Annotated in this window: 26 protein-coding genes and 2 pseudogenes; 20 read left to right on the top strand and 8 right to left on the bottom strand. The window is 61.5% G+C overall.

All coding sequences use genetic code 11. The annotated features are described in order from the left end of the window. Nucleotides 1–2 precede the first annotated feature (2 nt). Both ASD12_RS19920 and ASD12_RS19915 read left to right on the top strand, forming a co-directional pair. Nucleotides 3–764 (top strand): annotated as a pseudogene (locus ASD12_RS19920) (tyrosine-type recombinase/integrase); the annotation flags it as partial. A gap of 57 nt (nt 765–821) precedes the next feature. Then, nucleotides 822–1,527 (top strand): annotated as a pseudogene (locus ASD12_RS19915) (IS6 family transposase). Between the two features lie 32 nt (nt 1,528–1,559). On the opposite strand, the gene ASD12_RS19910 reads toward ASD12_RS19915, so the two are convergent. Continuing rightward, nucleotides 1,560–2,051, bottom strand: coding sequence for a hypothetical protein (locus ASD12_RS19910; protein ID WP_056589790.1), 492 nt, complete (start codon nt 2,049–2,051; stop codon nt 1,560–1,562). Between the two features lie 958 nt (nt 2,052–3,009). Here ASD12_RS19910 and ASD12_RS19905 point away from each other — a divergent pair. From ASD12_RS19905 to mscL, 5 genes are all read left to right on the top strand, one after another. Continuing rightward, nucleotides 3,010–3,345 carry a hypothetical protein gene (locus tag ASD12_RS19905; RefSeq protein WP_056589787.1) on the top strand — a complete coding sequence of 112 codons (336 nt, stop codon included), beginning with the start codon at nt 3,010–3,012 and terminating at the stop codon, nt 3,343–3,345. A 569-nt stretch (nt 3,346–3,914) separates the two neighbouring features. Further along, nucleotides 3,915–5,720 (top strand): hybrid sensor histidine kinase/response regulator, encoded by a 1,806-nt coding sequence (locus ASD12_RS19900; RefSeq protein ID WP_082525541.1) that lies wholly within the window; start codon nt 3,915–3,917, stop codon nt 5,718–5,720. A 63-nt stretch (nt 5,721–5,783) separates the two neighbouring features. Next, a complete protein-coding gene (locus ASD12_RS19895; protein WP_056589781.1) occupies nt 5,784–6,431 on the top strand; it encodes a response regulator transcription factor in 648 nt (215 codons plus the stop codon). A 482-nt stretch (nt 6,432–6,913) separates the two neighbouring features. Next, on the top strand, nt 6,914–7,297 hold the full coding sequence (locus tag ASD12_RS19890; protein WP_210173862.1) for a DUF2853 family protein: 384 nt from the start codon (nt 6,914–6,916) through the stop codon (nt 7,295–7,297). Between the two features lie 32 nt (nt 7,298–7,329). Next, nucleotides 7,330–7,749 (top strand): large conductance mechanosensitive channel protein MscL, encoded by a 420-nt coding sequence (gene mscL / locus ASD12_RS19885; protein WP_056590153.1) that lies wholly within the window; start codon nt 7,330–7,332, stop codon nt 7,747–7,749. Nucleotides 7,750–8,160: 411 nt separating this feature from the next. On the opposite strand, the gene ASD12_RS19880 is transcribed toward mscL, so the two are convergent. The 7 genes from ASD12_RS19880 to ASD12_RS19850 form a co-directional block, all read right to left on the bottom strand. Further along, nucleotides 8,161–8,547, bottom strand: coding sequence for a hypothetical protein (locus ASD12_RS19880; protein ID WP_056589778.1), 387 nt, complete (start codon nt 8,545–8,547; stop codon nt 8,161–8,163). 171 nt (nt 8,548–8,718) lie between these two features. Beyond that, nucleotides 8,719–10,611: a heavy metal translocating P-type ATPase gene (locus ASD12_RS19875; protein WP_056589775.1), complete on the bottom strand. Its 1,893-nt coding sequence runs from the start codon at nt 10,609–10,611 to the stop codon at nt 8,719–8,721. Between the two features lie 50 nt (nt 10,612–10,661). After that, on the bottom strand, nt 10,662–11,609 hold the full coding sequence (locus ASD12_RS19870; RefSeq protein WP_056589771.1) for an FAD:protein FMN transferase: 948 nt from the start codon (nt 11,607–11,609) through the stop codon (nt 10,662–10,664). After that, the gene (locus ASD12_RS19865; protein ID WP_056589768.1) at nt 11,590–13,800 is read right to left on the bottom strand and encodes a PepSY domain-containing protein; all 2,211 of its coding nucleotides are present in this window, start codon (nt 13,798–13,800) and stop codon (nt 11,590–11,592) included. The genes ASD12_RS19870 and ASD12_RS19865 overlap by 20 nt, the downstream gene beginning before the upstream one ends. 21 nt (nt 13,801–13,821) lie before the next feature. Then, nucleotides 13,822–14,292 (bottom strand): DUF2271 domain-containing protein, encoded by a 471-nt coding sequence (locus ASD12_RS19860; protein ID WP_056589765.1) that lies wholly within the window; start codon nt 14,290–14,292, stop codon nt 13,822–13,824. Between the two features lie 190 nt (nt 14,293–14,482). Further along, on the bottom strand, nt 14,483–14,818 hold the full coding sequence (locus ASD12_RS19855; RefSeq protein ID WP_056589762.1) for a hypothetical protein: 336 nt from the start codon (nt 14,816–14,818) through the stop codon (nt 14,483–14,485). A 122-nt stretch (nt 14,819–14,940) separates the two neighbouring features. Continuing rightward, nucleotides 14,941–15,309: a PepSY domain-containing protein gene (locus tag ASD12_RS19850; protein ID WP_056589759.1), complete on the bottom strand. Its 369-nt coding sequence runs from the start codon at nt 15,307–15,309 to the stop codon at nt 14,941–14,943. 145 nt (nt 15,310–15,454) lie between these two features. Between ASD12_RS19850 and ASD12_RS19845 the strand changes: the two genes are divergently transcribed. From ASD12_RS19845 to ccoS, 13 genes are all read left to right on the top strand, one after another. Further along, nucleotides 15,455–16,114, top strand: coding sequence for a response regulator transcription factor (locus ASD12_RS19845; protein ID WP_056590150.1), 660 nt, complete (start codon nt 15,455–15,457; stop codon nt 16,112–16,114). Continuing rightward, the gene (locus tag ASD12_RS19840; RefSeq protein ID WP_056589756.1) at nt 16,111–17,442 is read left to right on the top strand and encodes an ATP-binding protein; all 1,332 of its coding nucleotides are present in this window, start codon (nt 16,111–16,113) and stop codon (nt 17,440–17,442) included. The genes ASD12_RS19845 and ASD12_RS19840 overlap by 4 nt, the downstream gene beginning before the upstream one ends. A gap of 21 nt (nt 17,443–17,463) precedes the next feature. After that, the gene (locus ASD12_RS19835; protein WP_348271728.1) at nt 17,464–18,063 is read left to right on the top strand and encodes a M20/M25/M40 family metallo-hydrolase; all 600 of its coding nucleotides are present in this window, start codon (nt 17,464–17,466) and stop codon (nt 18,061–18,063) included. A gap of 427 nt (nt 18,064–18,490) precedes the next feature. Then, nucleotides 18,491–18,637: a hypothetical protein gene (locus tag ASD12_RS19830; protein ID WP_156398622.1), complete on the top strand. Its 147-nt coding sequence runs from the start codon at nt 18,491–18,493 to the stop codon at nt 18,635–18,637. A 602-nt stretch (nt 18,638–19,239) separates the two neighbouring features. Further along, the gene (locus tag ASD12_RS19820; protein WP_056589746.1) at nt 19,240–19,707 is read left to right on the top strand and encodes an Rrf2 family transcriptional regulator; all 468 of its coding nucleotides are present in this window, start codon (nt 19,240–19,242) and stop codon (nt 19,705–19,707) included. A gap of 23 nt (nt 19,708–19,730) precedes the next feature. Further along, nucleotides 19,731–21,374: a cytochrome-c oxidase, cbb3-type subunit I gene (gene ccoN / locus ASD12_RS19815; protein WP_056589743.1), complete on the top strand. Its 1,644-nt coding sequence runs from the start codon at nt 19,731–19,733 to the stop codon at nt 21,372–21,374. Nucleotides 21,375–21,378: 4 nt separating this feature from the next. Further along, a complete protein-coding gene (gene ccoO / locus ASD12_RS19810; protein ID WP_056589740.1) occupies nt 21,379–22,134 on the top strand; it encodes a cytochrome-c oxidase, cbb3-type subunit II in 756 nt (251 codons plus the stop codon). 10 nt (nt 22,135–22,144) lie between these two features. Next, on the top strand, nt 22,145–22,315 hold the full coding sequence (locus ASD12_RS19805) for a CcoQ/FixQ family Cbb3-type cytochrome c oxidase assembly chaperone (RefSeq protein WP_056589737.1): 171 nt from the start codon (nt 22,145–22,147) through the stop codon (nt 22,313–22,315). Further along, the gene (ccoP, locus tag ASD12_RS19800; protein WP_056589734.1) at nt 22,306–23,187 is read left to right on the top strand and encodes a cytochrome-c oxidase, cbb3-type subunit III; all 882 of its coding nucleotides are present in this window, start codon (nt 22,306–22,308) and stop codon (nt 23,185–23,187) included. Before ASD12_RS19805 ends, ccoP begins: the two co-directional genes overlap by 10 nt. Nucleotides 23,188–23,200: 13 nt before the next feature. Beyond that, complete coding sequence (locus tag ASD12_RS19795) at nt 23,201–23,398, top strand: hypothetical protein (protein WP_056589732.1); 198 nt, start codon at nt 23,201–23,203, stop codon at nt 23,396–23,398. 17 nt (nt 23,399–23,415) lie between these two features. Continuing rightward, nucleotides 23,416–24,222, top strand: coding sequence for a DUF2189 domain-containing protein (locus ASD12_RS19790; protein ID WP_056589729.1), 807 nt, complete (start codon nt 23,416–23,418; stop codon nt 24,220–24,222). A 13-nt stretch (nt 24,223–24,235) separates the two neighbouring features. Further along, a complete protein-coding gene (locus ASD12_RS19785) occupies nt 24,236–26,518 on the top strand; it encodes a heavy metal translocating P-type ATPase (protein WP_056589726.1) in 2,283 nt (760 codons plus the stop codon). Continuing rightward, nucleotides 26,515–26,664 (top strand): cbb3-type cytochrome oxidase assembly protein CcoS, encoded by a 150-nt coding sequence (gene ccoS / locus ASD12_RS19780; protein ID WP_056589723.1) that lies wholly within the window; start codon nt 26,515–26,517, stop codon nt 26,662–26,664. The genes ASD12_RS19785 and ccoS overlap by 4 nt, the downstream gene beginning before the upstream one ends.

The following is a 26,664-nucleotide window of genomic DNA, read 5'->3' as shown; positions in this document are numbered from 1 at the left end:
GGCTGATCGACGACATGAACATGCGGCGTTTCTCACGGGAGACACAGCGCAACTATCTCCGCGATATCGAACGCCTGGCGACATTCCTCGGGCGTTCACCAGACACCGCTACCGCCGACGACCTGCGCCGGTTCCAGATCGAGCAGCAGGAGGACGGCGTTCCCGTGCCAACGATGAACAGCATCGTGTCGGCGCTGCGCTTCTTCTTCACCCAAACGCTCGACCGCCCGGACCTGGCGCGCCGGCTCGTCCGGCTGTCGCATCCGCGCAACCTGCCCGTGGTGCTCAGTCGCGACGAGGTGGCCCGGCTGCTCAACGCCACCACCTGCCTCAAGCACCAGGCCGCACTGTCGGTTGCCTATGGCGCGGGCCTGCGCGTCGCCGAGGTGTCGATACTGAAGGTCACCGACGTCGACAGCGAGCGCATGCTGCTGCGCGTGGAGCGTGGCAAGGGCGGGCGCTATCGCAACGCCATGCTCTCGGAGGACCTGCTCACTCTCCTGCGGCAATGGTGGAAGGTCGGACGTCAGCAGGGCGTGATGCACCGCGACGGCTGGTTGTTTCCCGGACAGTACGCGATGAAGCCGATCAGCACGCGGCAGCTCTATCGCATCGTCGTCGAGGCAGCGCAGGCCGCCGACATCGCCAAGCGGGTCGGGCCGCACACGCTGCGCCACAGCTTCGCCACCCACCTGCTGGAGGACGGCACCGACATCCGGATCATCCAGGTCCTGCTCGGGCACGCCAAGCTCAACAACACCTCAACACCGGGCGATGTCACGGTAACTTCTTGTGAGGAGTCGCAGGGGAGACGCCGGTTGATGAATGACGCGCTCATCAGCTACAAAGGCCACCGCTTTCCCGCCGAGATCATCGCCCATGCGGTGTGGCTATATTACCGGTTCCCATTGAGCCTGCGCCTGGTCGAGGAAATGCTGCTGGAGCGCGGCATCGTCGTCTCGTATGAAACGATCCGCCGTTGGGGGAAGAAGTTCGGGCCCGAGTACGTTCGCCGACTGCGCAGGAAGCGGTCCAGCCCTAACGATGTTTGGCACCTGGACGAAGTCCTCATCACCATCGCCGGCAAGAAACATTGGTTGTGGCGGGCTGTCGACCAGGATGGGATATGTTCTCGATGAAATCGTCCGGAGCCGCCGCAATACCAAGGCCGCGAGGCGCCTGCTCGCCAGGCTGCTGAAGAAACAGGGCCTCGCACCAAAGCGCATGATCCCCGACAAGCTGCGTTCCTATGGAGCGGCGAAACGGCAGGTCATGCCGGATGTCGAGCACCGCGCGTACAAGGGCCTCAACAACAGGGCGGAGAATTCCCACGTGCCGCTGCGAAAGCGGGAGCGAACGATGCAGGGCTTCCGTTCGCCGGGAAGCCTGCAGCGCTTCGTATCGATCTTCTCAGCCTTCCGTAATCTCTTCGTCCCAGTCCGCTCAAAACGCTCCGCATTTCAGATCCATCTCCATCGCCTCAACGCTATGGCGGAATGGACCGCTGTGACCCGAGCCCTCGCCTGATATGCCTGTCAGCGGGCCCTTCACGTCCAACATCAGATAACGTGACAGCGCCCGCCGATCGCCTCCCATGGCACCCTGACACCGCGTCCGGTCACGCGACGCATGCTGTCGGCTACGTCCTCACCAACGAAGCCGAACCGCTTGTCGATCCAGCCTTCCGCCTTGACCGCAGCGAAAGCGTCCTTGCGGGTGAAGCCATTTTTCGCGGCAAGTCCGAACTGGAATGCTACGAATGACTTCCATTCCTGTTCACGTACGAGGAACCCGATAGCGACGCCATCGGCGGCGACAACCGATTTGAGACCGTGCGCAACCGCCCCTTCTTCCCAAGGACCGATCTCACGGTCACCCGATGCGATTTCCGCCGCGGCGACCAGCAACTTCCGCGCCTCGGCATCGATCCGCTCGACACGCTTTCGTTCCATGTCGGCGAGCTTCAATTGGGCAGCTGAAATCTTTGGATTGTGCAGCCATATACGTGGGGCTTCTGAGAGAATCTGCTCGGCCAGCATATCGAGCGGCATGTCCCGATAGCCTGGGCGTTATTGTCCAACTGCGAACGTATCCGAGACGGGCAATGACTGGGCCGTTTTACGCACGGCAGCTTCCGGCCTGAGCGCTTCGAATAGAGACCGACGTCAGTGCGGCGCGTTGCCGCCGGCAGCCTTGGGGACTGGCGGCTTTCGCACCCGGAGCGACTGAAACGACCCTCATAGGGCCGAAAAATTTGCACATCTCAATTTCGCGACGCACTTGCACGTGCAGCGGCCTCGCCTAACAGCTCAATAGCATCGCTTTGATCCGGAAGGAACTTTGGGCCAACGACCCTGACGCTCTGACGGGAAGGCGGAATTGGCTGCGGTGTGATCCCTATCGTAGATCGGCTCGTCGGCCGGCGCTCAACCCCAATTGGAGCAGATTCCGTCGGGGATAGTTCCGCAACCCCAGGTCTAGCTGAAGGGACCGCCACTGCTTCAGGAAGCTGGATCATTTTCGCTTGCGCTGAACCCACGTGAAGAATGGCTAGGGCGACTAGAACCGGCACTATACATCCCGATGATCGCGCCATGACTGATCACGCCTAATTCGTTACCGCCGTGCGTTGTTCTCCTGCTGAATTGATGAGAACACGCAACGTTCATGGCTGATCCTGCCAGTGGCTTCCATCAGGAGATAACCTGAATCAAGGCGGATATTTGCCTGGGTCAGTTCGGAACAACCTGTAATCTCGCGGGTACCTGAGGGCTGGCCACCAGGCCGAGGCCTTTGCGTCGATCGCCTATTCTCGGATGCCTGCCTTCGACGGTTCCCCGGGTTCGGGTTGGCAACCATCGCAAGAACTACAGCATGCCTACCGACCTAATTGCAGTTCTCGGGAGCAAAGGAGGATTAAGCAATCGCCTCAAGGTTGTCGGATAATCCACATCGCGGCAGCACCTTGGAGGCGGCCGATGGGAAGATGCGCTATCGGGTATTCACCCAATGGCAGACCTGCCGCTCCTCGTTTATTTCCGGGAGGCATTTCATCGGCCGGATTTCACCTCTGCGCCGATTCGAATTCTGGTTCTGCAAACCCTTCGACCCAACGAAGCGCACAAAATGAAAGATAGATCAACAGGTTCCAGCATCGAAGCCGCCGCATTGACAATTACGAGCAGTTCGCAGATCGACAACTACACTCTGTGGCGGATGTCAAAGGATGTGGGATACGAGTACTATCGAGCGATACGGGCTGGCGGGGTGCTGCCAATCGAGTTGGCACGCCTTCATTTGATGCTTAACCAGGCACAAGATCTGCGGTGGCCAGTCGAAGGGTAGAGAATTGGTGTAGCATCGCTTCCTACATTTATTCAAGCTGCGACGTACTTGGACCTGCTGCCCGGCGCTATAGCCGACCCACCATAAAAATGAACCCGTGGTTTCGGGGCGGGAAACCACGGGCAATTTGCGTTGCCTGAGAGCCTGCTCTGCGGCAGGTTGAATAAACGTATTATTATTTGCGGCTTCGGATCTTGAGCTTGGCTGCATCTGCTTAAATCACTTGTTGTCGGGCAAGTGCGGGAAGATCAAATCAAGGGGTACACCGAGTACATTGCCGATGGCCTTGAAGGTCCTGGGCGACCCGGTTTTTCCAGTTCGTTCTATTTGGGAAAGCATGCTCGGCGTTATGCCCGCCAAGGTCGATAACTAAACCACGAGACGTTCTTTGCCGTTCGGATGTTTGATGAACTGCAAATCGAGTTTCATTTGGACATCAGCCGGAATTTCCCTGCCTTCTCGTGCCTCCACGGAATCAGTGGCGATCATTGCATTAGAATGTGGTAATTCGCGTCTGGGCGGCGCACTATGGGGTAAACACCTGATGCGCGCTATTTTTCTGCTGGGGTATGCATGGCGTGAGGGATCTGAGAGGTTTTCCTGCGACGTCTTTTGACCGCGTTTCTTCGAGGGAGAAAACAATAGACCGGGAACGCGACGGCACGGCTAAGCATCCTGGTCCTTTGACGGGGACTGCGCCTCTATCGCGGGGGGCCCTAAGGCGGTTCGCGGTCTTGTCGCCCGCCCCTCTGCTGATCTTTTGCTTGGCGAGTTTGCTGACGTTCGAACTGTGGCGGAGCTATCAAGCCGCTCGGGAAGAAGCGGAGCGATCCGTGCAGAATCTCACTCGTCTGCTTTCCGAACAGACGGCACGGACCTTGCAGTCGGTGGATCTAACCCTGCAGGATATTGTCACGGACCTCGAGAATAATCCGGCACTTCCAGACAACGACCCTACTTTTCGCGCCCAATTGACCGCGCGATTGAGGGAATTACCCTATGTCCGCGCGCTCTTTGTGATTGGAGCCGATGGGTTCATCACGCATGATACGGATTACCCGTCCACGCCGCATGTGAGCCTCGCGGACCGTTCGTATTTCTTGGCGCATCGCGACAATCCTTCGCTCGGTGTGCATGTAGGACATCCACTGCGGAGCCGCTCGGTCGGCGTCTGGTTTATCAGCCTGAGCCGGCGCATCGAGAAGTCGGGTGGCGGTTTCAGCGGTGTGGCGGTTGCGGCCGTGGAGCCCCTCTATTTTGAGGATTTCTACCGACAGATATTGGTGGGCCGCGGCACGATTGCACTCCTCCTCAACGACGGCACATTGCTTGCTCGCTCGCCCCAGGATGACGTAGCGATGGGAAAGTCCTTCGCATCGGCAGAGTTGTTCCGCAGCCTGCGATCAGGCAGCCAAGGCTACAATTGGTCGAACAGTCCGATCGATGGAATCCGCCGGCTTGGCGGATTCCGGTCGTTGGACGGATTTCCGGTCGTCGTCCTGGCCACGTTGAACGAGGCGGACGTGATGCGGGCCTGGCGCTCCCACGCGACGGTTCTGATCGTTGGTGCAGCAATCCTTCTGGCCGTTCTGCTGGCGTTCGAGTGGTTGTCGCGACGGTATCGCAGGCGGGAAGATATCGCGCGAAAGCGACTTGAAGAAGCAAACAGGCTAGAAACGGTAGGACGTTTTGCGGGCTGGATCGCTCACGACATCGGTAACCTTACCAGAATCGTTCGTTCGGCCGTATCGCTTTTGCGCCCTATGATAAGCGACAAGCCAGAGGCTGGAAGACTGCTTGATGAGGTCGATCTGTCGCTGGCATCAGGCCGGGAACTGGTAACCCAGTTGCTCTCCTATTCCGGGAACCGGGAAATGCAGCCCCAGAAGGTCGATATTGGCACACTTCTCACCAATGCACTCCCGCATCTCAGACAGGCCGCAGGCCCGAGCGTAGAAATTAAGTTCGAACGTGATGGGACGAAAATAGTTTGCCTGATGGACTCCGTACAATTCCAGGCCGCTATCGTCAATCTGGTCCTGAATTCGCGTGATGCAATGCCAACTGGCGGGCTCATCACCATCAGGCTGCGGATCGCCGGCGGCGGCGCCGAAAGCCGCTGGGCTCAGATCGACGTTCATGACGATGGACAAGGGATGTATCAGGACGTCCTCGCGCAGGCATTCGATCCATTCTTCACGACGAAGGTGCCAGGCCAAGGTAACGGAATCGGGCTCGACCAGGTGCTCTACTTTGTTAATCGCAGCGGTGGCCAAATCATTGTCTCCAGCGACAAAGGGCTGGGCACGACGATGAGCTTGCGGTTTCCTGTCCATGATTCAGGCGAGGGAAAGAAAAATATGTCGGTATTTTGAGTTGCTGGACAACGTCGCAATCGTCGATCTACGGTCACTTGCCACCCCATTTGCCGAGAGGCCATGACCATGCGGACGCTTAAAATACTGATCGCCGACGATCACAGTATTGTTCGTGCGGGCATAAGGGCTGTCCTGGAAAAGCGAGCAGAGTGGAAAGTATGGGCAGAGGCTGACAATGGCGAGCAGGCTGTGAATCTGGCGATTGCGGGTATGCCCGACGTCGCAATCCTCGATTATTCGCTACCCATTCTTAACGGGCTGGAAGCGGCCCGAAAGATCGGTGCCGCCAGTCGGCGAACCGCTGTTCTGATGTATACGATGCACGATGACGAGGCGCTGATAAAGGATGCTCTGCAGGCCAATGTTCGCGGCTATCTGCTGAAGACCGGAGAAGACGCCGAACTTGTTGCCGCCGTTGAGGCGCTAGGAAAAGGTAAGACCTATTTCTCGCAGAAGGTGGCAGAATGCCTGCTGGAGGATTTTCTCAGCGGCGGCAAGGTCGTCGCGTCGCAGACGCTCACACAACGGGAGCGAGAGGTCGTCCAGCTTGTCGCCGAGGGTCAATCAAACAAGAACATCGCCTCGCGGTGGGGCGTCAGCATAAAGACAGTCGACTCGCACCGGACTTCTGCGATGAGAAAACTGAGCCTCCGCTCGGCCGTTGACCTGGCCCGATATGCGATCCGGAATCGCCTGATCGAACCATGAAACGAGGGGGCGTGTCGTTTCGGCTGCCCAAGACAGCAATCGCGCTGCCTCTGACTTGCTGCCCGCAGGTCCAACTTATCTGGAAGTCCCAGCGGCCTACGGACCGACTTGGGCGGTAATCTCAGGTGTTGACCTTATGGACTCCGCAGGATTGCGCTGGCTTACGATGGCACCCAATCAAGACAACTGTACTCGTTCGTCGAGACGGTATCCAAGCGGAAGTTCAGAAGTCGTTCAATGGCTGGGGAGTTTGATGCCGCGTTTTCAGCAATGGGAGAGGGAGCCTTGGACATGGTGGCGTTTCCGCCAGCTTCCCGTGGGTTTTCAGGTCTTTGCCGCGATCGGCATTCTTGGGAGTGCGTCGGCAGCCTTGATGCTTGTCGCGCTATTAGTTGTTCAACCATGACTTCGCTCTTTCCGATTCGAGGCACCGAGACGCAAATTGAAACTCGTAGGCCCCTTGGCAGCGGTCGACAAGGAATATGAGCGCTGCGGAGCGTTCTTGGAAAGAGGAGAACATTGTCGTGAGTAAACGGGACGAGCTCATTAAAAAATACGCAGCGGATCTTAAAAGTAAGTGCGGTCTGTCGGCCGACATGGACCTTCTTACGAAGGTGACGAAGGGGTGCGGCCCCACCATATACAGCGACGACGCGTCGACAGTCTCTGCGTCGGACAGCGCCGAAATGGAGCGAGTGAAGAAGACTTTTCTGATCAAGAAACTGGGACTTGGCGCAAGCGACAATCTCGACGAGGGGATCAAGACTGTCATAGATCAGTATGGACGATCCAACCGCAACAAATATCGTGCCGCTTTCTACTACCTGCTGGTCAAGCACTTCCGGCGCGAAAGTGCCTTCTCTTGACGACCGAAGACTTCAATTCAGAGGAGATGGATATGCTGAAGGAATTCCAGGAGTTCATTTCCAAGGGCAATGTAATGGACTTGGCGGTCGGCGTCATCATCGGTGCGGCCTTCGGCAAGATCGTCGATTCCCTCGTCAACGACATCATCATGCCGATCATCGGCGCGATCTTGGGTGGACTGGACTTCAACAACTATTTCTTCGCCCTGTCTTCGGCGGTGACGGCGCCGGCGCTGGCCGATGCCAAGAAGCAGGGTGCGGTGTTCGCTTACGGTAGCTTCATCACGGTCGTGCTTAACTTCCTGATCCTCGCCTTCATCATCTTCCTGATGGTCAAGGCGGTGAACAACATGCGCAAGCGGGTGGAGGCTGAAAAGCCCGCAACCCCAGTGGCGCCGCCGCCAGCCGATGTGCGACTCCTGACGGAAATCCGCGACTTGCTGAAGAGATAGATGGAGCCTTGTGGCTGCGTGCTGGGCTATACATCATCCGCACGCAGACAGCAGACCAATGTGACACAACGGCGATGTCACTTTAACTTCCGTCCGGGCGGGCCGAGGGAATTCGGCCCTACGGATTGATTTCAGGCCATGCCTCCCGTCAAAGCTTTCTACTCCGCGATCGCGAGGAGGTGATGCAGGTGAATTTGGAATGGTAACCCCGCCGCCAGGGTTACAGCGGACCAGGTCGGCGAATTGCGGGCGGGGCCAGGGCAGTCGGTGCTCATGACGCTTGCTCAGATAGACTCGCCATAGGCGTGCTGGTGATAATCTCGCTCATTGTCCTCCTGTTGCGGCGGCGGTCACGAAAAGAAAGTTGACGACGCAGCATTGAGTGCGGGGGAACGATGCAAACAATGGTGCTCAGTCGGACGGTCCCGCACCGGGGCTTCCGACATAGATGAGCGAGTCATACAGGTTTCGCATCTCCGAGCTCAGAAACTCCGGGAGCTGCGAAAGTGGCTCGGGCTTCCTTCCTGTGCGAACGGCATCGGCTAGCAGCGCCAGTGCGAGGTTGATCTCTTTTTCACCGTCCGGGCCAAACAGCGTGCGAGCCTTTTCAGGGGCCGCATCGGCTCCCGCATTCTCCAGCGACCAGCAGGTGGCGAGCACTCGATAGGCGAGGCGTTGAGCGGCGACGACCGCAGGCCATGCCCGCTCGGCCGCATGGCGGTGCCATGGTGAGGCGCCGACACTGGCATCGTAGGCCTGGAGCAGTACGATGGTGCGGTGCTGAAGATCGCGGCGCATCCGGCGGGGGACGGCAGTCCGGCCATCAATACCACGCCGCCACCGCACGCCGCTGTGGCTGCGGCGACGACGAGGCCGGCAGTCGGGGTGGTCTCCTCATTGACGCCCCGAGGAAGCGATGCAGCCAGCCGATACGATGCACCAAATGCATTTCTGAGTGGGATAGCCCGATCATTCAGCACCATGGTCTTCGACTGATGTGTGATCTTGCCCCCAGGCCGGCCCGTTCCTTGGCGATATTCGAAGCGCGCGCAGCGCGTTCAGGATGACCGCGACATCGATTGCCTCCTGCAGGAGTGCACCCTGTACTGGCGTGAGATAGCCAAGTGCAGCCGCAATCATACCGGCCACCGAAAGGCCAATTCCCGCCACGACACTTTCCAGGGCGATCCGGCGCGATCGGCTGGCCACTTCCAGTCCCGAAAGCAGCCGACCAAGATCGTCAACCAGCAGAACGACGTCGGCAGCCTCGGCGGAAGCGGCCGCCCCACGGGCTCCCATAGCCACGCCGATATCGGCAGCGGCCAGTGCCGGAGCATCGTTCACGCCGTCGCCGACCATCATTACCAGCCCGTTCTTGCGCTCCGTCAGCACCAGAAGCACCTTCTGGTCTGGCGTCAGTTCGGCCCGAACGCCATCGAGGCCGAGCCCGTCGGTCACCGCCTCGGCGACGGCACGCCGATCCCCGGTGGCAAGCAGTATCCGCCCGATGCCATGGCGGCGAATGCCGGCAAGGAACTCAGCGGTCTCCGAACGCAAGGCGTCCGCAAGGACCAGATTTCCGACAAGTCGGCCGTCCACCGCGACGGCGACAAGCACAAAACCGGCTTCCGCCCCATGATCGCGCATGCTGCCCCTTCCGATGTGGCGCGTAACGAAGCCTGTCCCGCCCACGACAACGGAACGGCCATCCACCCGCGCCGCGACACCCTCCCCCGGGATCTCTTCGATATCGGTCGGCACCGGCAATGCGATGTCTCGCGCGCGTGCCGAGGCGACGATCGCTTGCGCCATGGGATGCTTCGAACCCTGGTCGGCTGCCGCGGCCAGGTAAAGCACCTCATCAGGCGGCACGTCCGCGCACGTATCTATCGACACGATCTGTGGGCGTCCGTCCGTCAGCGTGCCGGTCTTGTCGAGGATCAGCGTTCGCACTTGCGCAAGCGCCTCAAGTGGTTTCGCGCCCTTGATCAGTACCCCGAAATGCGCCGCTCGCGACAGCCCTGCGACAAGAGCGACAGGAACTGCGAGGATGAGCGGACACGGCGTGGCCACGACGAGTACGGCCACGGCCCGAATTGGGTCGCCGGTTAGCCACCACGCCGCCGTCGCAAGTGCGACGGTGATTATGAGGAACAGGACCGAGTAGCGGTCCGCCAATCGCGACATCGGGGCCTTCGAGCGCTGCGCCTCGGCCACCAGACGGACAATCCCGGCATAGGTGCTTTCCGCGGCACGGCGGGTGGCTCGCAGGTCAAAGACTTCGCCTGCATTGGTCGAGCCGCTCATAACCTCTTGGCCGCGCATCAGTTTCACAGGCATCGATTCACCCGTCATGGCCGACTGGTCGAGCACGGCGCGCTCGCTTTCGATGTCTCCGTCGACGGGCGCGACATCTCCCTGCCGAATCAGGAGAAGATCGCCAGGTACGATTTGATCGAGTGGAACCTCATCCAATGCGCCGTCACGGTGCCGGGTCGCCGTACGCGGGACGCGCGCGAGGAGGTCGCGCATCTCGCGGCGGGCGCGGCCTTCGGCAAAGCTCTCGAGGAATGTGCCTCCCGAATACATGAGAGCGACGACGGCCGCTGCGAGCGTCTCGCCGAAGACGAGCGCGGCCGACATGGACAGGGCCGCCACAATGTCGAGGCCGACCTCGCCCCTCCACAGGCTTCGAACAATCTCGACGATGAGCGCCGCCAGGACAGGAATGACGCCCGCGACCCACACCATGTCGGCGAGTTCAATCTTCCCGGCGACCCTCAGACCAATACCCGCAGCCAGGCCAGCGAGTGCAACCGCCAGAATGGCTATCTTTAACCTCTCGCTGCCTTCCCCGGTCATCTGCCCTTCAGTTCCCCTAGTTCATGTTGCACAACCTCGACAGGCGGCTGCTATCCGAAAAGCCGTCCCACGGCCGTCGGTCGCAATCCTCCTTCATCGCGGTCGAGGAAAAGCGCGTCCAATCTCATCCTACGGGCCATCGCCGCGCCTTCCAAGCTGCCCTTGACCATCAATGCGGTCGCCCATGCATCGGCTTCCATGCAGGTTGCAGCCACCACGGTTACCGAAGCCGGGGAGGCAACCAGCGGCCCGCCGCGTCGGGGATCCATCGTATGCGATAGTCGCTGGCCGGCGACCTCGACCCAGTGACGATAGTCGCCAGAAGTGGCAACCGCGGCACCTTCCAACGCGAGGATTGAAGATGGCGCGCGGCGGACATGGTCTGGGCGTTCCACGGCAACTGTCCAAGGGCTGCCGTCTGGCTGCAGGCCGAGCGCGCGCAGGTCGCCGTCGATGCCGACAAGCGCGCCGGGGATGCCAAAGGCTTCGATGACCTCGGCCATCTTGTCGACGGCATAGCCTTTCGCGATGCCCGACAGATCAAGGGCCATCCGCGCATGCTTGCGAACGCGGCGACCCACGGCGTCGACCTCCAGCACCTCGTGCGCGGGCTGGCGATGGGCTGCGAGTGCGGTACGGATACGCGTCGGGTCGGCCGGGGCAGGCCCAAATCCCCATGCAGCAACCGCGTCGCCCATGCCGATGTCGAAGGCGCCGCCGGAAAGACTTCCTATCCGCAGACCGAAGGAGAGCACCTTCGCCAACTCGTCAGGCACTTCAACCCAGACTCTTTGCCCAGCGACGTTGAGACTCATCAGGTCGCTGTCCGGCTTCCAGGTCGACATCTGCCCATCCACCTTAGCCGCCGCCGCTGCCAGCGCCACTGCCACCGGCCGCGCATCAAAACCCCTCGGCATGTTGAACAGTGCCGACCACCGGGTACCCATGGTTGGTCCGTTCAGCGCGTGGCGGGTAAGATCAGTAAACGTCTTCGACATAACACCCCTCGGCTTTCAGCAGTTCGGGGGTCAAGCCAGCCGGGGCAAGGATGTCGGCCAGTGCGCAGGCGACCCCGGTGGCCATCTCGCGACCTCCGCACACCATCACCTGCGCCCCCTCGGCGATCAGCCTCGTCAGGCGCGTGCTGTCGCGGCGCAGCGCGTCTTGGACATAGGCCCTGGCAGCTGAACGCGAGAAAGCAGTCGTGACCGAGGCCAGCCGTCCCTCGGCCTGCCATCGCGCCAGTTCCTCGCCGTAGAGGAGGTCGCTGTCGGGATGGCGGGCCCCGAAGTAGAGGTGCATTGCCCGACCTTTGCGGTTGGCCCGCGCAAACCCCGCCAGTGGCCCGATGCCCGTGCCCGCTCCAATCAGCACGACCGGAGTTTTCCCGCGCCCGAGGCGGAATTCCCGATTGCGACGGACGAAGGCATCGACAGCCTGTCCGGGCAGAAGGTCCATCAGCTGGCCCGAGCAGAGGCCGCCCGGATGTTTCCGCACGCAGATTTCGATGAAGCCGTCGCGGCTGCCCGACGCAAGCGAATAGAAGCGCGGAAGCGTCGAGCCTTGCGGCAAAATGCCGAGCAAATCTCCTGCGGCAAAGTGCGGCATGCCGCGCCTGGTCAGCCGTTGCCAGAGCCTCGCGCGAGGCAGTGCAAAACGCAGGATCGTAGTCGGTGCTTGCACCTCTGCTCCATAGTCGCGTCGCGAGACCAGGGTGAACGCTCGCGACCGGGGCGGTTTGGGTTGGTGGTTGAGCATCAATGCAATCCCCAGCACCCGGCCGAAGGCATGGCCCCAGCGAGCGAAGTCCTGGGGGGATTGGCGGTCGACCACATCCAGGGGCAGAAGCTGAACCCAGCCCTTTGCTTCGGCCGCACGCACGACGTTGTGTGCATAGCCACAGAAGTCGCGAAACTGCCGGTCGCCGAATCCGACGACGGCGAGCGGAAAGCCGGGCGACGTGGGCAACGAGGCGAGACGATCGAGGAACCCCTTCGCCGATCCGGGCGCTGCGCCGTCGCCATAGGTTGCGGCGAGCACGACGACCCGCGCCGCGCGGCTGTAGCAGGAGGGTGAGAAAGCCGACATCGGCGCCACATGAACCTTCTGCCCGGCCGCGGTGAGCGCGGCATGCAGCGTGGCGGCGAAGCCCCAGGTGCTCCCGCCCTCGCTGCCAACCAGAAGGACCGTATCAGCCTGTCCGGGCGCTGCATTGGCCTTGATGCGCGGCCGCCCGCGCCGTCCGATGGTCCACAGGAAAACGCCAGTCCCCGCCATGACGGGCACGCCTAGCGCCATGAAGCCCAGAACGATGCCGAGCGCAGCAGCCCCGCGGCCGGTGTGGAGCATGTAAATCGTCTCGGTGACCCAGTCCCAGACGCCCAGGTCGGCCCAGGCAAGGAGGGCGCCAGTTCCCTGGTCGATATAGCCTTGGCCTTCACCCGTCTTCAGCGTGAAGACATCCTTTGCGTCGCCCGGGTAAGGGAAAGTCAGTTCGCGCAAGCCAGACGCCGGCGTCTGGCGCAGCACAGCCATCTCCGCAGCCGGATAGTCGGTCCGCCCGGAAACGGAGGTCGTCATCGGCGGTGCGCCCGGTCCTTCGGGGAGGAGCCCGAAGGTGGAAGCTGTCATCCAGAGTGCGGTCACTGAGGACAGCAAGAGCCCAGCGGCGGAAATGCGCGCGATCTCCACGTGCAGCCTTCCCCAGAATGGTCCCCTCAGCGGCGAGAAGAATCGCCGCCAGCCGCCTGTGCGGCGCGCCGCCAGCAGGAGGCCGGAAACCGTGAGGGCAAGCATCGCCGCCGCCCCGGCTGCCGCCACAAACCGACCGGCATCACCGAGGAAGAGCGACCGGTGGAGGTTCGTTAACCAGCGTTCGAACGCAGACTTGTCGGCAGCTGCGACTCCGCGGCCGGTGGCGGGGTCGATAATGGCTGCGCCGGCGCTTTCGCCTTCGCGATACCAGGCGGTAATCCTGCCCGAGGGTGCCCGCTTGATCTGTTCAACGCCGGGGTAAGCGGCCTCAACTCGGGCGGCGAGCTCGGCGACGCTGAGGTCAGACTTTTGGTGGGCGGGCGTTGCCACAACTTCGACTGCCGGCAGGACCGACAACGCCGCGCCGCTCAAAGCGAGCACCACGATCAGAACCGCGGCGACAAGGCCCGGCAGCCTGTGCAAAGAGCGGATCATGCCGTTCTCCTTCGCTCGATCTCACATGTCGTAGGTAAAGTTCGCTATGTAGCGACGGCCGGCGGTAGCTTTGCCCGCACCCGCGGCAGTAAGCGGCACGACAATTTCCGAGGGGCTGTCGCGCATATCCTCTGCGGCGGCGTCAATGTGCAGCGCATAGCCAGCATCGAAGAGCGTGTCGGCTAGGTCAAGGGTGATGGAGAGCGCCCGCCCCGCGCCGACGCTTGCCCCCGTGATCCCGTTGATCTCGGCCGAATTACCTCCGGTGACGCGGTACCAGTCACTCAGGTGCTCATGATACTTCGACTTGCCGCCGGCCATCCACAAACTGCCGGCATAGGCTCCTTTTGCATCCGTGACGTAGAGGGCGAGGTAGGCACCGTTGCCGCCGTAGTTCGTCAGATTGGTCGTCAGCGTCACGGGGCGCGCGAGAGCCATGCTGGGAAGGGTGAGCGCCGTGGTGAGGGCAAGGGCGACCAGAAGAGATTTCATGATGAGTTCTCCATCAAGGATTGCGATGATGGGAAAATGCCGCTTCCAGCTGATACTTTCCTGACGGTGCGAGCCTTTTCGCTTCAGCTTGCCGTCAGCTTCACAGCTGGCAGAAGGTCCCCGAAAGCGCGACCCCGCCACCGGGCATCGGGGCAGGGTCGCACGCAGATCAATCAGCCCGGTATATGCGTCAGTTTACCTTGACCCGCGGACCCGGACCGTCGCCGAACAACCCGTTCACAGGCGGCGCAACGGTGCCTGCTGGTGCCGGGTTCGAGGCCGTCCCGGCAGCGTCGTCGTCATCGTCTTCACCATCGTCGTCGGTACGGCCGTGCTTTCGGTACTCATGATCTTCATCATCGTCATCGCTGGCCAGGATGGTCGCGCCGCGATCAGCAACTTCCGCAACCTTGTCAGCGACGTGGCTGAACGTGTTGCCGGCGAACGGTCCAACGGTCGCGGCCGCCGCGATGGTTACAACCGCGCCGATGGCGGTCGCGGCAAGAAGGGCAAGTGTGAGTTTCATGCTAGGTCTCCCATGTTGTGGATGGGAAAAGAATTGCCGCCTATCCTGAGCGCTTGCTGAAGAGTGCGAGAAATTCGCTTCAGCTGCACGTAAGGAAAGTACGCAGCCTCAGCCCCGGACCATCAATCTTCCGTCGGCGTCGCCACCGGGCCCGGCACCGCGACACCATTCTTCGGAACGGCTCCATTCGGCGCGCTGGGGCCTGACCCACCGCGATCTTCGTCCTGGTATTCGAGGGAAACGACCTTGAGCGTAGCAGGATCGACGATGGCTTCGACAGGCCGCCCGGAGGCGTCCAGACCGCGGATTTCGTAGCAGCCGTCGTCGATCTTGATCCGACGGACGGTCCATCCCTGCTTCTCGGCCATCCGCTGGACGGATTCGGGAGGCTGCCAGTCCGTCATCGGCACGCTGCAGCCTTCATCGGCCATTGCCGCGCCGACTCCGCCGAGTGAGGCTAGAAGCGTCAGCATTGTCAGGCCATGCGTCATGGCTCAAACTCCTAAAAGGGGCGCGCGGCCATTTCCTGCACCCTAAAGCTGACGGTCGCCTGAAGCCAGCGCGCCCTTTGCTTCAGGTTTCCTTCAGCCTGGAATGAAAAGACGGATGGCACAGACAGGGGCGGAACCAACAGGCATGCGCATCCTCCTTATCGAAGACGATACCGTGTTAGGCGCTGCCGTCCGCGATCAAGTCCGAGCAGACGGTCATTCGATCGACTGGTTCACGCGCCTCGATGAGGCGCGCGAGGCGCTGGCCGTCGCCGCCTATGACCTCGTCCTTCTGGACCTGATGCTGCCCGATGGTCGCGGCATCCCCTTTCTTCGGTCCTTGCGAGCGAAGGGAGACGCCAGCCCCGTCATCGTACTGACGGCGCTTGACCAGGTGTCGGACCGGATCGAGGGGCTCAATGCCGGAGCCGACGACTACATCGTCAAGCCCTTCGACCTGGCGGAACTGTCGGCGCGCATCGGCTCGGTGGCACGGCGCTATACCGGCAATCCAAACCCGATCGTGACGCTAGGCCCGCTGGACATCGACCTTGCCGCCCGCTCCGTGCACAAGGATGGTCGTGCCGTACCACTTACAGCTCGCGAATGGGCGCTTTTTGAAGCCTTCGTGCAGCGGCCGGGGCAGCTTCTCGCCAAAGCGCAGCTGGAAGAGCGACTTTATTCTTTTGGCACCGAGGTGGAGAGCAACACCATCGAAGTGCATGTAAGCCGGCTCCGCAAGAAGCTCGGCCACAACATCATCAAGACAGAGCGCGGCCTTGGCTATCGGTTGGGAACGGCATGAAGGCTCCCCGCTCGCTCGAGGTCCGGCTCGCGCTCGCCATCGGACTAGGCGTAACGCTTTTCTGGATAACCGCTGCGACCATCACCGCGAACATCCTTCGCAATGAAATGAACGAGGTTTTCGACTCGGCGCTGGAGGAGACGGCGCAACGCATCCTGCCGCTCGCGGTACTCGATATTGTTGGTCGCGAGGAACAGGGGCTTACGCAGCGGATCGCGACGCTGCGCCGGCACAATGAGTATTTCACCTACGTCGTTCGCGACGCCCAAGGCCGCGTGCTTCTCAAATCACACGACGCCGACGAGTCCGTCTTTCCGCCCTATCAGGGCATGGGCTTCCGCGACTCCGCCACGCATCGGCTTTATTACGATGCGGCTTTGCAGGAGACGGTCACGATCGCGGTAGCCGAACCCCTCGAGCACCGAGCGACGGTCGCGCGTAACATGCAGGGCGCGCTCGCATTGCCGCTGCTGATCATGATCCCGCTCAGCCTGGTAGCGATTTTCGGCGCCGTCCGGCTGAGCTTCCGGTCGGTACGAAGATTGAGAACTGACCTCGCCGCGCGCAGCGCTCAGGACTTGTCGGCGGTGGCGGAGACCGGTCTTCCTGGCGAAGTCGCACCCATTGCGGCAGCGGCTAACCAGTTGCTGCTTCGTTTGAAGGAAGCGTTCGAAGCCGAACGCAGTTTCACGGCGAACGCCGCGCATGAGCTTCGAAACCCCATCGCCGGGGCTATCGCCCAGGCCCAGCGACTGCAGGCCGAGACGACCGATCGACAGGCGGCGCAGCGGGCCGCCGATATCGAGGTAACACTCAAACGGCTGGCCAGGCTTTCGGAGAAGCTGATGCAACTCGCCCGTGCTGAAGGCGGCAGGCTCAGGGGTGACAGGCCTGCCGACCTGTGCCCAATCCTGCGGCTGATCGTGGCCGATTTCGAGCGAGCCGGAGCGACAAACCGACTGGATCTCAGCCTGCCATCGGAGCCTGTGTTGTCGGATATCGACCCTGATGCCTTCGGAATCCTTTGTCGCAACCTGATCGAAAATGCGCTGAGACATGGCAAACCCGATACTCCGGTCGCAATCACGCTGGGGGCGGACGGACGGCTTCTCGTAACCAATGAGGGACCAGTGATCCCGGTCGAAATACTCGCGCGGCTGACGTCACGTTTCGAGCGCGCTGCAATATCGGGTGAAGGCAGTGGACTGGGCCTCGCCATCGTGAGGACCATAGCCGAGCGTGCTGGCGGATCGCTCGTGCTGCGCTCGCCCATCACCGGGCACGGGACTGGCTTTGAGGCTGTGGTGACTCTGCCAACGGATGCGTAACGGCGCGTCGGGCGATAATGTATCGAAGTTTCGTCCATCGGGATGCATGCGGCCCAACCGCAGAAAGGGGTCGATGTTATTCTGACAGCCGGACACATCCTCGTCGCACTTCAGCAGATTTCCGCGCGAAATACCGACCCGCTGGATGCAATCGTGGTAAGCGCCACGCAAATTCATGGTGGTGATGCCTACAATGTCTTACCGAACAAGGTCACCATCCGGGGTACTGTGCGGGCATTCTCTCCCGACGCGCGCGCGGCAGCCGAGCCGGCGGTGCGGCGCATCGTGGAAGGCATCGGGCTATCGACCGGCGCGCAGTGCAAGGTTTCCTATGTCCAGCAATATCCGACGCTCATCAATTCGCAATCCGCTGCCCGATCGGCAGAGGCCGCGGGATCGTCGGTGTTCAACAAGATCGAGACAAACCCGCCGCAGACGATGATCGTCGAAGACTTTGCCTTCATGCTCCAAGACCGACCCGGATGCTATGGCTGGATCGGCAATGGACCGGACGATAATGGCCGCATACTTCACAGCGCGTGGTTCGATTTTAACGACGAAGCACTGCCCTTCGGGGCTTCCTTCTTTGCCTCACTGGTTGAAGCAAGGCGGAACATTTGATTGGCGGGTCCGGTCACATCGGCCCGCGCCAGCGCATCGGTAGAACAAGCAGGCTGTTAGGCCAGTGATTGGAGATGCGATTGAGGAGGTTCTGTCGCAAACTTTTTTGAAGGCTCCAGGATGTAGAAAATTATTCCATCCAACGGACGCATTCGCTCCTGGCTCGCCCACTATCGCTGCTCGTTCAACGGTCAAACAACCGCTTGAGCCATCGGCAGCCCGACGCGGCTTCAGCCTTCCCACATCCTCGTCAGAGGGCGCGAAGGCCTCCGTCCGGGTGTGTCCAGGAACCGCCGGAGTCGCCGCCTCGACGCTCTCGGTTGATCTTTGACCGGGTCGTCAGCGTCAGTAGATATTACTCTGGAAATGGATGGGGGGTCGACTTGGCAACGTGCAGGGTCCAGTGTTTGTCAGGCGCGGCGGTTTCATGATGGTGGCAACTGTGACCCAAACGATGGGCAAACCTTACGATCCGATCGCAGCGCTTGCGTTCATCTTCGGCGTTATCGTTGTAGTCGCTAGCCTCGGCTCGCTACTGCTGACCCTTCTCGCGGTTGTCGGCGTGCCGCTGTAGCCGCGACGGCTCGATGAAGTCTGCACGGCCGCAACTTGGGCGCTCCCGGCAACGCCAGCCAAGCGCCGTGGCTTTTATAATTGCCCTCGTTTGCGGTGAGCCGAAGCGGTGTCTCGTGACGTTCGTTTCTTGCGGAAGTCTTTGATCGATCGTAAAGTGGTATTTCAGATGCCAATTGATGGTTATTCCCGAATGCCTGCTCAACCTCTCGACAGAGTCCGGCCCGCTGCAGAGCAATCCCTGATGCACCCGCAAGTAGACAGGATGTCCATAAGTCGGCTGGTCCGCTCCTTCTACGTGCGGGCTGAAGCTCGCCTCGGCCGGATCTTGGCCCGGCACATTGTCAGCGATTGGAAGCCCCATCTGGAGAAAATGCTCGACTTATGGTGCTCGGTCATACTCAAGGCCGACGCCCCTCAAGCTGAAGGACGTCTTCGTAGACGACTCCGAGATATGGCTCGGGCACGAGAGACGGCGCTCAAACTTTGCGAGCCTGAGGTAGCGACTGTGTTCATCGACCGCGCCGAACGCAACGCGCAGAGACTGAAGGTCGGCATGTTCGTTCACCTGCCGCGAGGCGACCCCGCGTCGAGGCAACCGACATGCGGATGACGCTACAAACCGATTATGCACTGAGAATGCTAATCTATCTTGCGATCCATGATCGGCGGCTGAGCACCGTGAACGACGTCGCCGAGAGCTACGGCATATCGCGCAATCATCTTCTCAAGATCGCCCTGAGGCTGCGGAACATGGGACTCCTGTCGACAGCCCGCGGCCGCTCGGGAGGCATCCGTCTGGCGATGACGCCGGACAAGATCAATGTCGGGACAGTGGTGCGCAACCTCGGTGATGACTTTCCGATCGTCGAGTGTATGAAAGCCGACGCGGGCCGTTGTGTCCTATCGCCGACTTGTCGCCTGAAAGGTGTCATCAGGGACGCGCTCGGCTCATACCTATCTGTTTTTGACAAGTTCACGCTAGCGGATCTGGTTGCGAACCGATCGCAACTTGCGGTCGTGCTTGACGCACATAAGCTGGCCGGCGATCCTGCAGGTCAAGCGGCATGAACCGAGCGTTGCAAGGGAAAAGCATGGTCGCGCAACTTACTTCGAGTGAAAGACAATATTGTGCCGTCATCCTGATTCTGATGGTGATCGTGGGCGTCGCCATGGCAGCGCTTGGCAAGTCCGATCCGCTCGGCGTGCACGGCGTCATCGTGATTGTCTACAGCGGCGTCCTGCTTTACCTGGTCCTGTCGGCATTCTACGGCCCCGAACCGCAAGAGGACCGGCAGGCCAGCTATTACGACGACCCGATCAAGGTCGGCATCGCGCTTTCCATGGCCTGGGCCGTGTTTGGCATGTTCATGGGCGTCTGGGTTGCCTCCCAGCTCGCCTGGCCGAACCTCGCCTTCGATGCCGCCTGGTCGACATTTGGCCGGTTGCGGCCCACCCACACCACGGGCGTTATCTTCGGCTTCGGCGGCAATGCGCTGATCGCCACCTCCTTCCATGTCGTGCAGCGCACCTCACGGGCACGTCTCGCCGGGCAGATCAGCCCCTGGTTCGTGCTGTTCGGTTTCAACCTGTTCTGTCTGCTGGCGGTGAGCGGCTACCTGATCGGCGTCACCCAGTCGAAGGAGTACGCCGAAGCCGAATGGTATGCCGACCTCTGGCTGGTGATTGTCTGGGTCGTCTATTTCATCCTCTACATCCGTACGCTGGCGCGCCGCAAGGAACCACATATCTACGTCGCCAACTGGTACTATCTCGCCTTCATCCTGGTGGTCGCGATTCTGCACATCGTCAACAATCTCGCCATTCCGGTGTCTTGGGGCCACGCCAAGAGCTACACCATCTGGGCCGGCGTGCAGGATGCGATGGTGCAATGGTGGTACGGCCACAATGCGGTCGCCTTCTTCCTCACATCGGGCTTCCTGGGGATGCTTTACTACTACCTGCCGGTGCGTGCAGGGCGGCCGATCTTCTCCTACCGGCTGTCGATCCTCAGTTTCTGGGGCATCACCTTCTTCTACATCTGGGTCGGCTCTCATCATCTCCATTATACGGCCCTGCCGCATTGGGTGCAGAACCTCGGCATGACTTTCTCGGTGATGCTTCTGGTGCCTTCATGGGCGTCCGCCGGCAACGCGTTGCTGACGCTTAACGGCGCATGGCACAAGGTGCGCGACGACGCGACGCTGCGCTTCATGTTTGTGGCCGCCGTCTTCTATGGCCTGGCGACTTTCGAAGGCTCGTTCCTTGCCATCCGGCCGGTCAATTCTCTCTCCCATTACACCGACTGGACGATCGGTCATGTCCACGCCGGCGCACTCGGCTGGGTGGCGCTGATCACCTTCGGCTCGCTCTACACGCTTGTTCCCGCACTGTGGAAACGCCCGGCCATGTATTCGGCGACGCTTGTCGAGGTCCATTTCTGGCTCGCGCTCGCAGGGACCCTGATCTACGTTTTTGCGATGTGGAATTCCGGCATCATCCAAGGTCTGATGTGGCGGACCTACACTGAAGACGGAACGCTCACCTATTCCTTCGTCGACACGCTCGTGGCGATGTATCCCTATTATATCGCGCGCGCCTTCGGCGGCCTGCTGTTCCTGCTCGGCGCGATTGTGGCCTGCTACAATATCTGGATGACGGCGCGCGGCGCGCCGGCCGCCGCCGTCGTCGGCGATGGACCGGCCCAGTCCGGCGTCGCGCCTGCCCCTGCGGAGTGAACCGATGCCTGAACTGTTCCACCGCAAGCTCGAACGAACGGCAATCGGCTTGGTGCTGGCGATCATTGCCGCGGCCAGCGTCGGCGGTATCGTCGAGATCGCGCCACTCTTTACCATTCACCAGACGGTCGAGGACGCGCCGGACATGCGTGTCTACACGCCGCTCGAACTGGCCGGCCGTAACATCTACGAGCGCGAAGGCTGCTATGCCTGTCACAGCCAGATGATCCGCACGCTGCGCGACGATGTCGAGCGCTACGGTCCCTATTCGCTCGCGGTCGAATCCAAATACGACCATCCGATGCTGTGGGGATCGAAACGCACCGGCCCCGATCTCGCTCGCGTTGGCGGCAAGTATTCCGACTTCTGGCAAGTCGCGCACCTGACCAACCCGCGCAGCGTGGTGCCCGAATCCAACATGCCGGCCTATGCGTTTCTGGAGCGCACACCCCTTGAGATGGACGATCTGGGCCAACATCTGGCGGTGCTGCGCGAACTGGGCGTGCCCTACACCGATGATATGATCGCCAATGCCGCGCGCGACGCTTACGGACAGGCGACGCCGGACAGCGATTTCGCCACGGGCGTCGTCAAGCGCTATGGCGAAGCGACCGATGTGAGTGCATTCGACGGCGTAACGACGGAAGTCACGGAGATGGACGCGCTGGTGGCATATCTGCAGGTACTCGGACGTCTGACGGATGCGGCAAGCCGCGAGCAGGCGGCTGGCGCGCCCCAAGTCGGCGGCAACGGGGGTTGAGGAGCGAACCATGGATGTGAGCCACGATACGCTTGTCGCGCTCGCCAAGAGCTGGGGGCTGTTTTATCTGATCGCCTTCGCGGTGGCGGTCGTCATCTACGCTTACCGGCCCGCCAATCGCGCGCGCTTCAACGCGGCCAAGAAGGATATTCTCGAGCAGGATGACAGGCCATGGCGGTAGAGGAGATCGATCCGGTAAGCGGGCGCGAAACCACTGGGCACGAATGGAACGGCATCACCGAGCTCGACACGCCCGTGCCGCGGGGTGTGCTGATCTTCCTGATCGTCACCCACGTCTTTGCCGTGCTCTGGTGGTTCCTGATGCCCACCTGGCCGCTCGGCACCACCTACACGCACGGGCTGCTCGATACCGACCAGCACAAGATGGTCGCCGAAAGGCTGGTCGAGGCGAACGCGGCGCGCGCGCCGTGGGTCGAGGCGATTGAGAAGAAGAACTATGATGAAATCCAAGCCGATCCGAAACTGATGAAAATCGTCCAGGAGACCGGCCACCGCCTGTTCGGCGACAACTGTGCCGCCTGCCACGGACGAGACGGACGCGGCGGCAGCAATTATCCCGACCTCGCCGACCACGACTGGATCTGGGGCGGTGGACCGGAAACGATTGCCCAGACGATCAGCGTGGGCGTCAACAGCGCGCATGCCGACAGCCGTGTCTCGCAAATGCCCGCCTTCGGCCGTGACGAGATGCTGGATCCAGTGCAACTGAACAATGTCGCCGTCTACGTCCATTCACTGAGCAATCCGGACGACGCCACACCCGAAAACGTCGATACTATCGATGCCGGGCGCCAGGTATTCCTGACAACCTGCGCGGCCTGCCATGGTGAGAACGCTAAAGGAAACGCCGATGTCGGTGCGCCGAACCTGACCGACAAATACTGGATCTACGGCGGAGATATCGAGACTATCGTGGCAACCATTCACGGCGGACGTCAGGGACATATGCCGACCTGGGGCAAGCGTCTATCATCCACCGACATTAAGATTCTCGCCCTGTACGTGCATTCGTTAGGCGTGGAAAATCCGTGAGTGCGGCGTTGCTATGAGTGATCGAGCGGGCGGCAGAAAGCCGGTTTACTGGATCGTATGGGTGCTGGTCGGCGCAGGCGTCGCGATCTTCTGTGGCGCCAACGCTCATCTCGTCTATGTGGCTATGACCTCCCAGCCCGGCTGCGTGGCGCATCTGAAGGAACCGCTGCACGGAAGCGGGGTCTATCGCGCGGCGCAGTCGGACTGCTGAGGTTTCAGGAGTGAATTATGAGTGACACGGAACGCCCCTATGGCCTGCTGACGCAACTTTCCGGTATCGAGGAAACGCGCAATCCGGCCCGCCAGCGCAACCTGCCAGCAGGCGCCTGCCTGTCATGGCTGGCGGCCGGCTGGAGCGATCTTTGGATGCGACCGGGCCCGAGCCTCGCCTACGGCTTTGTCGTCTTTGCCGTCTCGGCGGTATTTGTCTGGACGCTGTTCGCTTTCGGATGGGACTATATCCTGTTCCCGGCGCTCGCCGGGTTTATGATCGTCGGGCCGGTAGCGGCGGTTGGGCTGTACGAGAAGAGTCGCGTTCTCGAGGCCGGCGGAACACCGAGCCTTGGATCGATGCTGCATGGATGGCGGCGGGCCGGCGCCCAGATCTTTTTCACCGGGTTGCTGCTTTGCCTGCTCATGCTCTTGTGGATGCGGGCCGCCGTGCTGATATATGCGCTTTTCTTCGGCTTGCGGCCGTTTCCAGGCCTCGACCATATAACGCAGTTGATCGTCACCACGCCAACGGGGGTTGCCATGCTGGTGGTCGGCGGCGCGATCGGCGGCCTGTTTGCCGCCTTCGGCTTCGCCATCAGCGTCTTTTCCATCCCGATGCTGCTTGACCGGCCAATCGACGCACTGACCGCCATGGCAACCAGCATGGCGATGGTGTGGAACAACATCCTGCCGATGCTCGTTTGGGGCCTGGTGGTGCTGGTGCTGTTCGGGCTGAGCGTGGGGACCGGCTTCCTCGCTCTGATCGTCATCTTCCCGTTACTCGGCCATGCCACTTGGCACGCGTACAAGGCAATGCGTTGACAAGGCGACAGTAATGTCCTGCTGCTCGCCCGCCGAGGCCAGGCTCGAATTCGAACCGCCGCCACCGATCGCGCCCGAGGAAATTCTCCTGTCGAGCCGCGATCTCGGCGACGGTATCCGCCAGACCGATCTTTCTGTTCCTGGCATCCATTGTGGCGCCTGCATCACTGCCGTGGAGAAGACGCTTTCCGCCCTGGAGGGCGTGACCAGCGCGCGCGTCAACCTGTCCACCAGGCGGGTTGTGGTCCGCTGGCGGGCGGTTGCGGATGTCGCGCCCGACATGTCGGGCGCGTTGGAGAGGATCGGTTATCCGGCGCATCTTCATTCCTTCGAGGCCGACAGGACCGATCGCCAGTTGTCGCGTCTTCTCAAAGCTCTGGCGCTCTCCGGCTTCTGCGCCATGAACATCATGCTGCTTTCCGTATCCGTCTGGCTTGGCGCCGACGAGGGGACCCGGCAGGCGTTCCACATAATTTCCGCCATGCTGGCGCTGCCCGCCATCCTTTACAGTGGCAACATTTTCTATGCTTCGGCCTGGAGAGCTTTGCGCCATGGTCGCACCAACATGGACGTCCCCATCTCGATCGGCGTGACGCTGGCTTTTGGCCTCAGCCTCTACGACACCGTGCAGGGCGCCAAGCACGCTTATTTCGACGCCGCCACAACCCTGTTGTTTTTCCTGCTGATCGGTCGCACGCTTGACCATCTGATGCGGGAAAGAGCGCGGTCTGCCGTCGCCGGGCTCGCGCGTCTCGTCCCTGCCGGCGCGACGCTGATCGAGACGGACGGAACGCGCCGTTACATGCCGTTGGCCGAAATCGAGCCAGGCGCCCTTCTGTTCGTCGCCCCGGGCGACCGTATTCCGCTCGACGGCGTGGTGGAAACGGGATGCTCCGACCTCGACCGGTCGCTGGTTTCTGGCGAAAGCGTGTCGAGCCCGGCAACGCCGGGGAGCGAAGTTCAGGCAGGCGTCATGAATCTTACCGGTCCACTCACCGTCAGAACCACAGCGCGCACTGAGAATTCTTTTCTTGCTGAAATGGTCCGGCTGATGGAGGTCGCCGAAGGCGGCCGGGCGCGCTATCGGCGGCTGGCCGATCGCGCCGCCGCGCTCTATTCGCCGGTCGTGCACACGATCGCCGCGCTTTCGTTCGCCGGCTGGCTCTTTTCGACCGGCGACTGGCACATGTCCGTTACGGTGGCGATCTCGGTTCTCATCATCACCTGTCCATGCGCGCTCGGCCTCGCGGTGCCGATCGTCCAGGTGATGGCGGCGCGGCGGCTGTTCGAGCTAGGTGTCATGGTCAAGGACGGTTCGGGGCTGGAGCGTCTAGCCGAGATCGACACCGTCCTGTTCGACAAGACCGGCGTGCTTACTCTGGGCAGGCCGCGCGTCGTTAATTCCGGCACGATCCCGCAAGCGGCACTGTCAATCGCGGCCGCCCTTGCGGCCGGGTCGAGGCATCCTGCCGCCCGTGCGATCGCCGCTGCCGGAACGGCAGGGAGCGCGGCTCTCTTCGAGGAAGTTCGCGAGACAGCTGGTTTGGGGATCGAGGGCCGTATGGAAGGCAGGCTCTTTCGCCTCGGCCGGCCCGCCTGGGCACTCGCCGACGGACGCTTGGAATATACGGTTGCGGAAGGCAGGTCTGTCGTCGTGCTGACCAGCGACGGCTCCATGCTCGCAACGTTCGAGATAGAAGACCGCGTTCGCCCAGGCGCCAAGGAGGTTGTGCGGCATCTGCACCGGCTGGATCTTCCAGTCGAGATACACTCAGGTGACCGCGCCGAAACAGTCGAGAGGCTGGCAGCGGAACTCGACGTCAGCCAATCGGCAGGCGAACTGCTGCCGTCGGAAAAACTTGCCCGTATCCGAGAATTCGCCGCAGCGGGCCGTAAGGTGCTCATGGTCGGTGACGGGCTTAACGATGTCCCGGCGTTGGCGGCCGCTCATGTTTCGATGGCGCCCGCCGCCGCCGCAGACATCGGCCGTAGCGCCGCCGACTTCGTGTTCCTGCACGAGAACCTTTCGGCTGTTGCGACGGCGCTCGACATCGCCCGGAAGGCAAGAAGCTTGGTGCGCGAGAACTTTGTGCTCGCGGTCGCCTACAATGCGCTTGCCGTGCCATTCGCCGTCAGTGGCTTGGTTACGCCGCTCCTGGCGGCAGTTGCGATGTCCCTCTCGTCAGTGCTCGTCGTGGCGAACGCCATGCGGCTTCATCAGGCTTCGATTTCTCGATCTAACGACAACCCTCACGCGCCGGTTTTGACGCGGGCGGCAGCGGTCGCCGGTCGATGAACTATCTTGTTGTCCTCGTCCCCGTCGCTATCCTGCTCGGGCTGGTCGGTCTCGCGGCTTTCATGTGGTCGCTCCGAGCAGGCCAATACGAAGATCTCGACGGCGCGGCGGAGCGCATCTTGCTCGATGAGGAGGACAAACCCTAG

It is taken from the genome of Mesorhizobium sp. Root102 (assembly GCF_001425625.1).
Taxonomy (GTDB): Bacteria; Pseudomonadota; Alphaproteobacteria; order Rhizobiales; family Rhizobiaceae; genus Mesorhizobium.
This window is presented reverse-complemented; position numbering and strand designations above follow the sequence as displayed.

Coding starts and splice junctions, on each gene's coding strand:
- ASD12_RS19795 (WP_056589732.1), top strand. CDS start 23,201: ATGAGTGATCGAGCGGGCGGCAGAAAGCCGGTTTACTGGATCGTATGG.
- ASD12_RS19855 (WP_056589762.1), bottom strand. CDS start 14,818: ATGAAACTCACACTTGCCCTTCTTGCCGCGACCGCCATCGGCGCGGTT.
- ccoN (WP_056589743.1), top strand. CDS start 19,731: ATGGTCGCGCAACTTACTTCGAGTGAAAGACAATATTGTGCCGTCATC.
- ASD12_RS19830 (WP_156398622.1), top strand. CDS start 18,491: ATGATGGTGGCAACTGTGACCCAAACGATGGGCAAACCTTACGATCCG.
- ASD12_RS19890 (WP_210173862.1), top strand. CDS start 6,914: ATGAGCGCTGCGGAGCGTTCTTGGAAAGAGGAGAACATTGTCGTGAGT.
- ASD12_RS19875 (WP_056589775.1), bottom strand. CDS start 10,611: ATGACCGGGGAAGGCAGCGAGAGGTTAAAGATAGCCATTCTGGCGGTT.
- ccoS (WP_056589723.1), top strand. CDS start 26,515: ATGAACTATCTTGTTGTCCTCGTCCCCGTCGCTATCCTGCTCGGGCTG.
- ccoP (WP_056589734.1), top strand. CDS start 22,306: ATGGCGGTAGAGGAGATCGATCCGGTAAGCGGGCGCGAAACCACTGGG.
- ASD12_RS19910 (WP_056589790.1), bottom strand. CDS start 2,051: ATGCCGCTCGATATGCTGGCCGAGCAGATTCTCTCAGAAGCCCCACGT.
- ASD12_RS19785 (WP_056589726.1), top strand. CDS start 24,236: ATGTCCTGCTGCTCGCCCGCCGAGGCCAGGCTCGAATTCGAACCGCCG.
- mscL (WP_056590153.1), top strand. CDS start 7,330: ATGCTGAAGGAATTCCAGGAGTTCATTTCCAAGGGCAATGTAATGGAC.
- ASD12_RS19895 (WP_056589781.1), top strand. CDS start 5,784: ATGACCATGCGGACGCTTAAAATACTGATCGCCGACGATCACAGTATT.
- ASD12_RS19840 (WP_056589756.1), top strand. CDS start 16,111: ATGAAGGCTCCCCGCTCGCTCGAGGTCCGGCTCGCGCTCGCCATCGGA.
- ASD12_RS19845 (WP_056590150.1), top strand. CDS start 15,455: ATGCGCATCCTCCTTATCGAAGACGATACCGTGTTAGGCGCTGCCGTC.
- ASD12_RS19820 (WP_056589746.1), top strand. CDS start 19,240: ATGCGGATGACGCTACAAACCGATTATGCACTGAGAATGCTAATCTAT.
- ASD12_RS19860 (WP_056589765.1), bottom strand. CDS start 14,292: ATGAAATCTCTTCTGGTCGCCCTTGCCCTCACCACGGCGCTCACCCTT.
- ASD12_RS19900 (WP_082525541.1), top strand. CDS start 3,915: ATGCATGGCGTGAGGGATCTGAGAGGTTTTCCTGCGACGTCTTTTGAC.
- ASD12_RS19850 (WP_056589759.1), bottom strand. CDS start 15,309: ATGACGCATGGCCTGACAATGCTGACGCTTCTAGCCTCACTCGGCGGA.
- ASD12_RS19790 (WP_056589729.1), top strand. CDS start 23,416: ATGAGTGACACGGAACGCCCCTATGGCCTGCTGACGCAACTTTCCGGT.
- ccoO (WP_056589740.1), top strand. CDS start 21,379: ATGCCTGAACTGTTCCACCGCAAGCTCGAACGAACGGCAATCGGCTTG.
- ASD12_RS19805 (WP_056589737.1), top strand. CDS start 22,145: ATGGATGTGAGCCACGATACGCTTGTCGCGCTCGCCAAGAGCTGGGGG.
- ASD12_RS19865 (WP_056589768.1), bottom strand. CDS start 13,800: ATGATCCGCTCTTTGCACAGGCTGCCGGGCCTTGTCGCCGCGGTTCTG.
- ASD12_RS19870 (WP_056589771.1), bottom strand. CDS start 11,609: ATGTCGAAGACGTTTACTGATCTTACCCGCCACGCGCTGAACGGACCA.
- ASD12_RS19880 (WP_056589778.1), bottom strand. CDS start 8,547: ATGCGCCGCGATCTTCAGCACCGCACCATCGTACTGCTCCAGGCCTAC.
- ASD12_RS19905 (WP_056589787.1), top strand. CDS start 3,010: ATGGCAGACCTGCCGCTCCTCGTTTATTTCCGGGAGGCATTTCATCGG.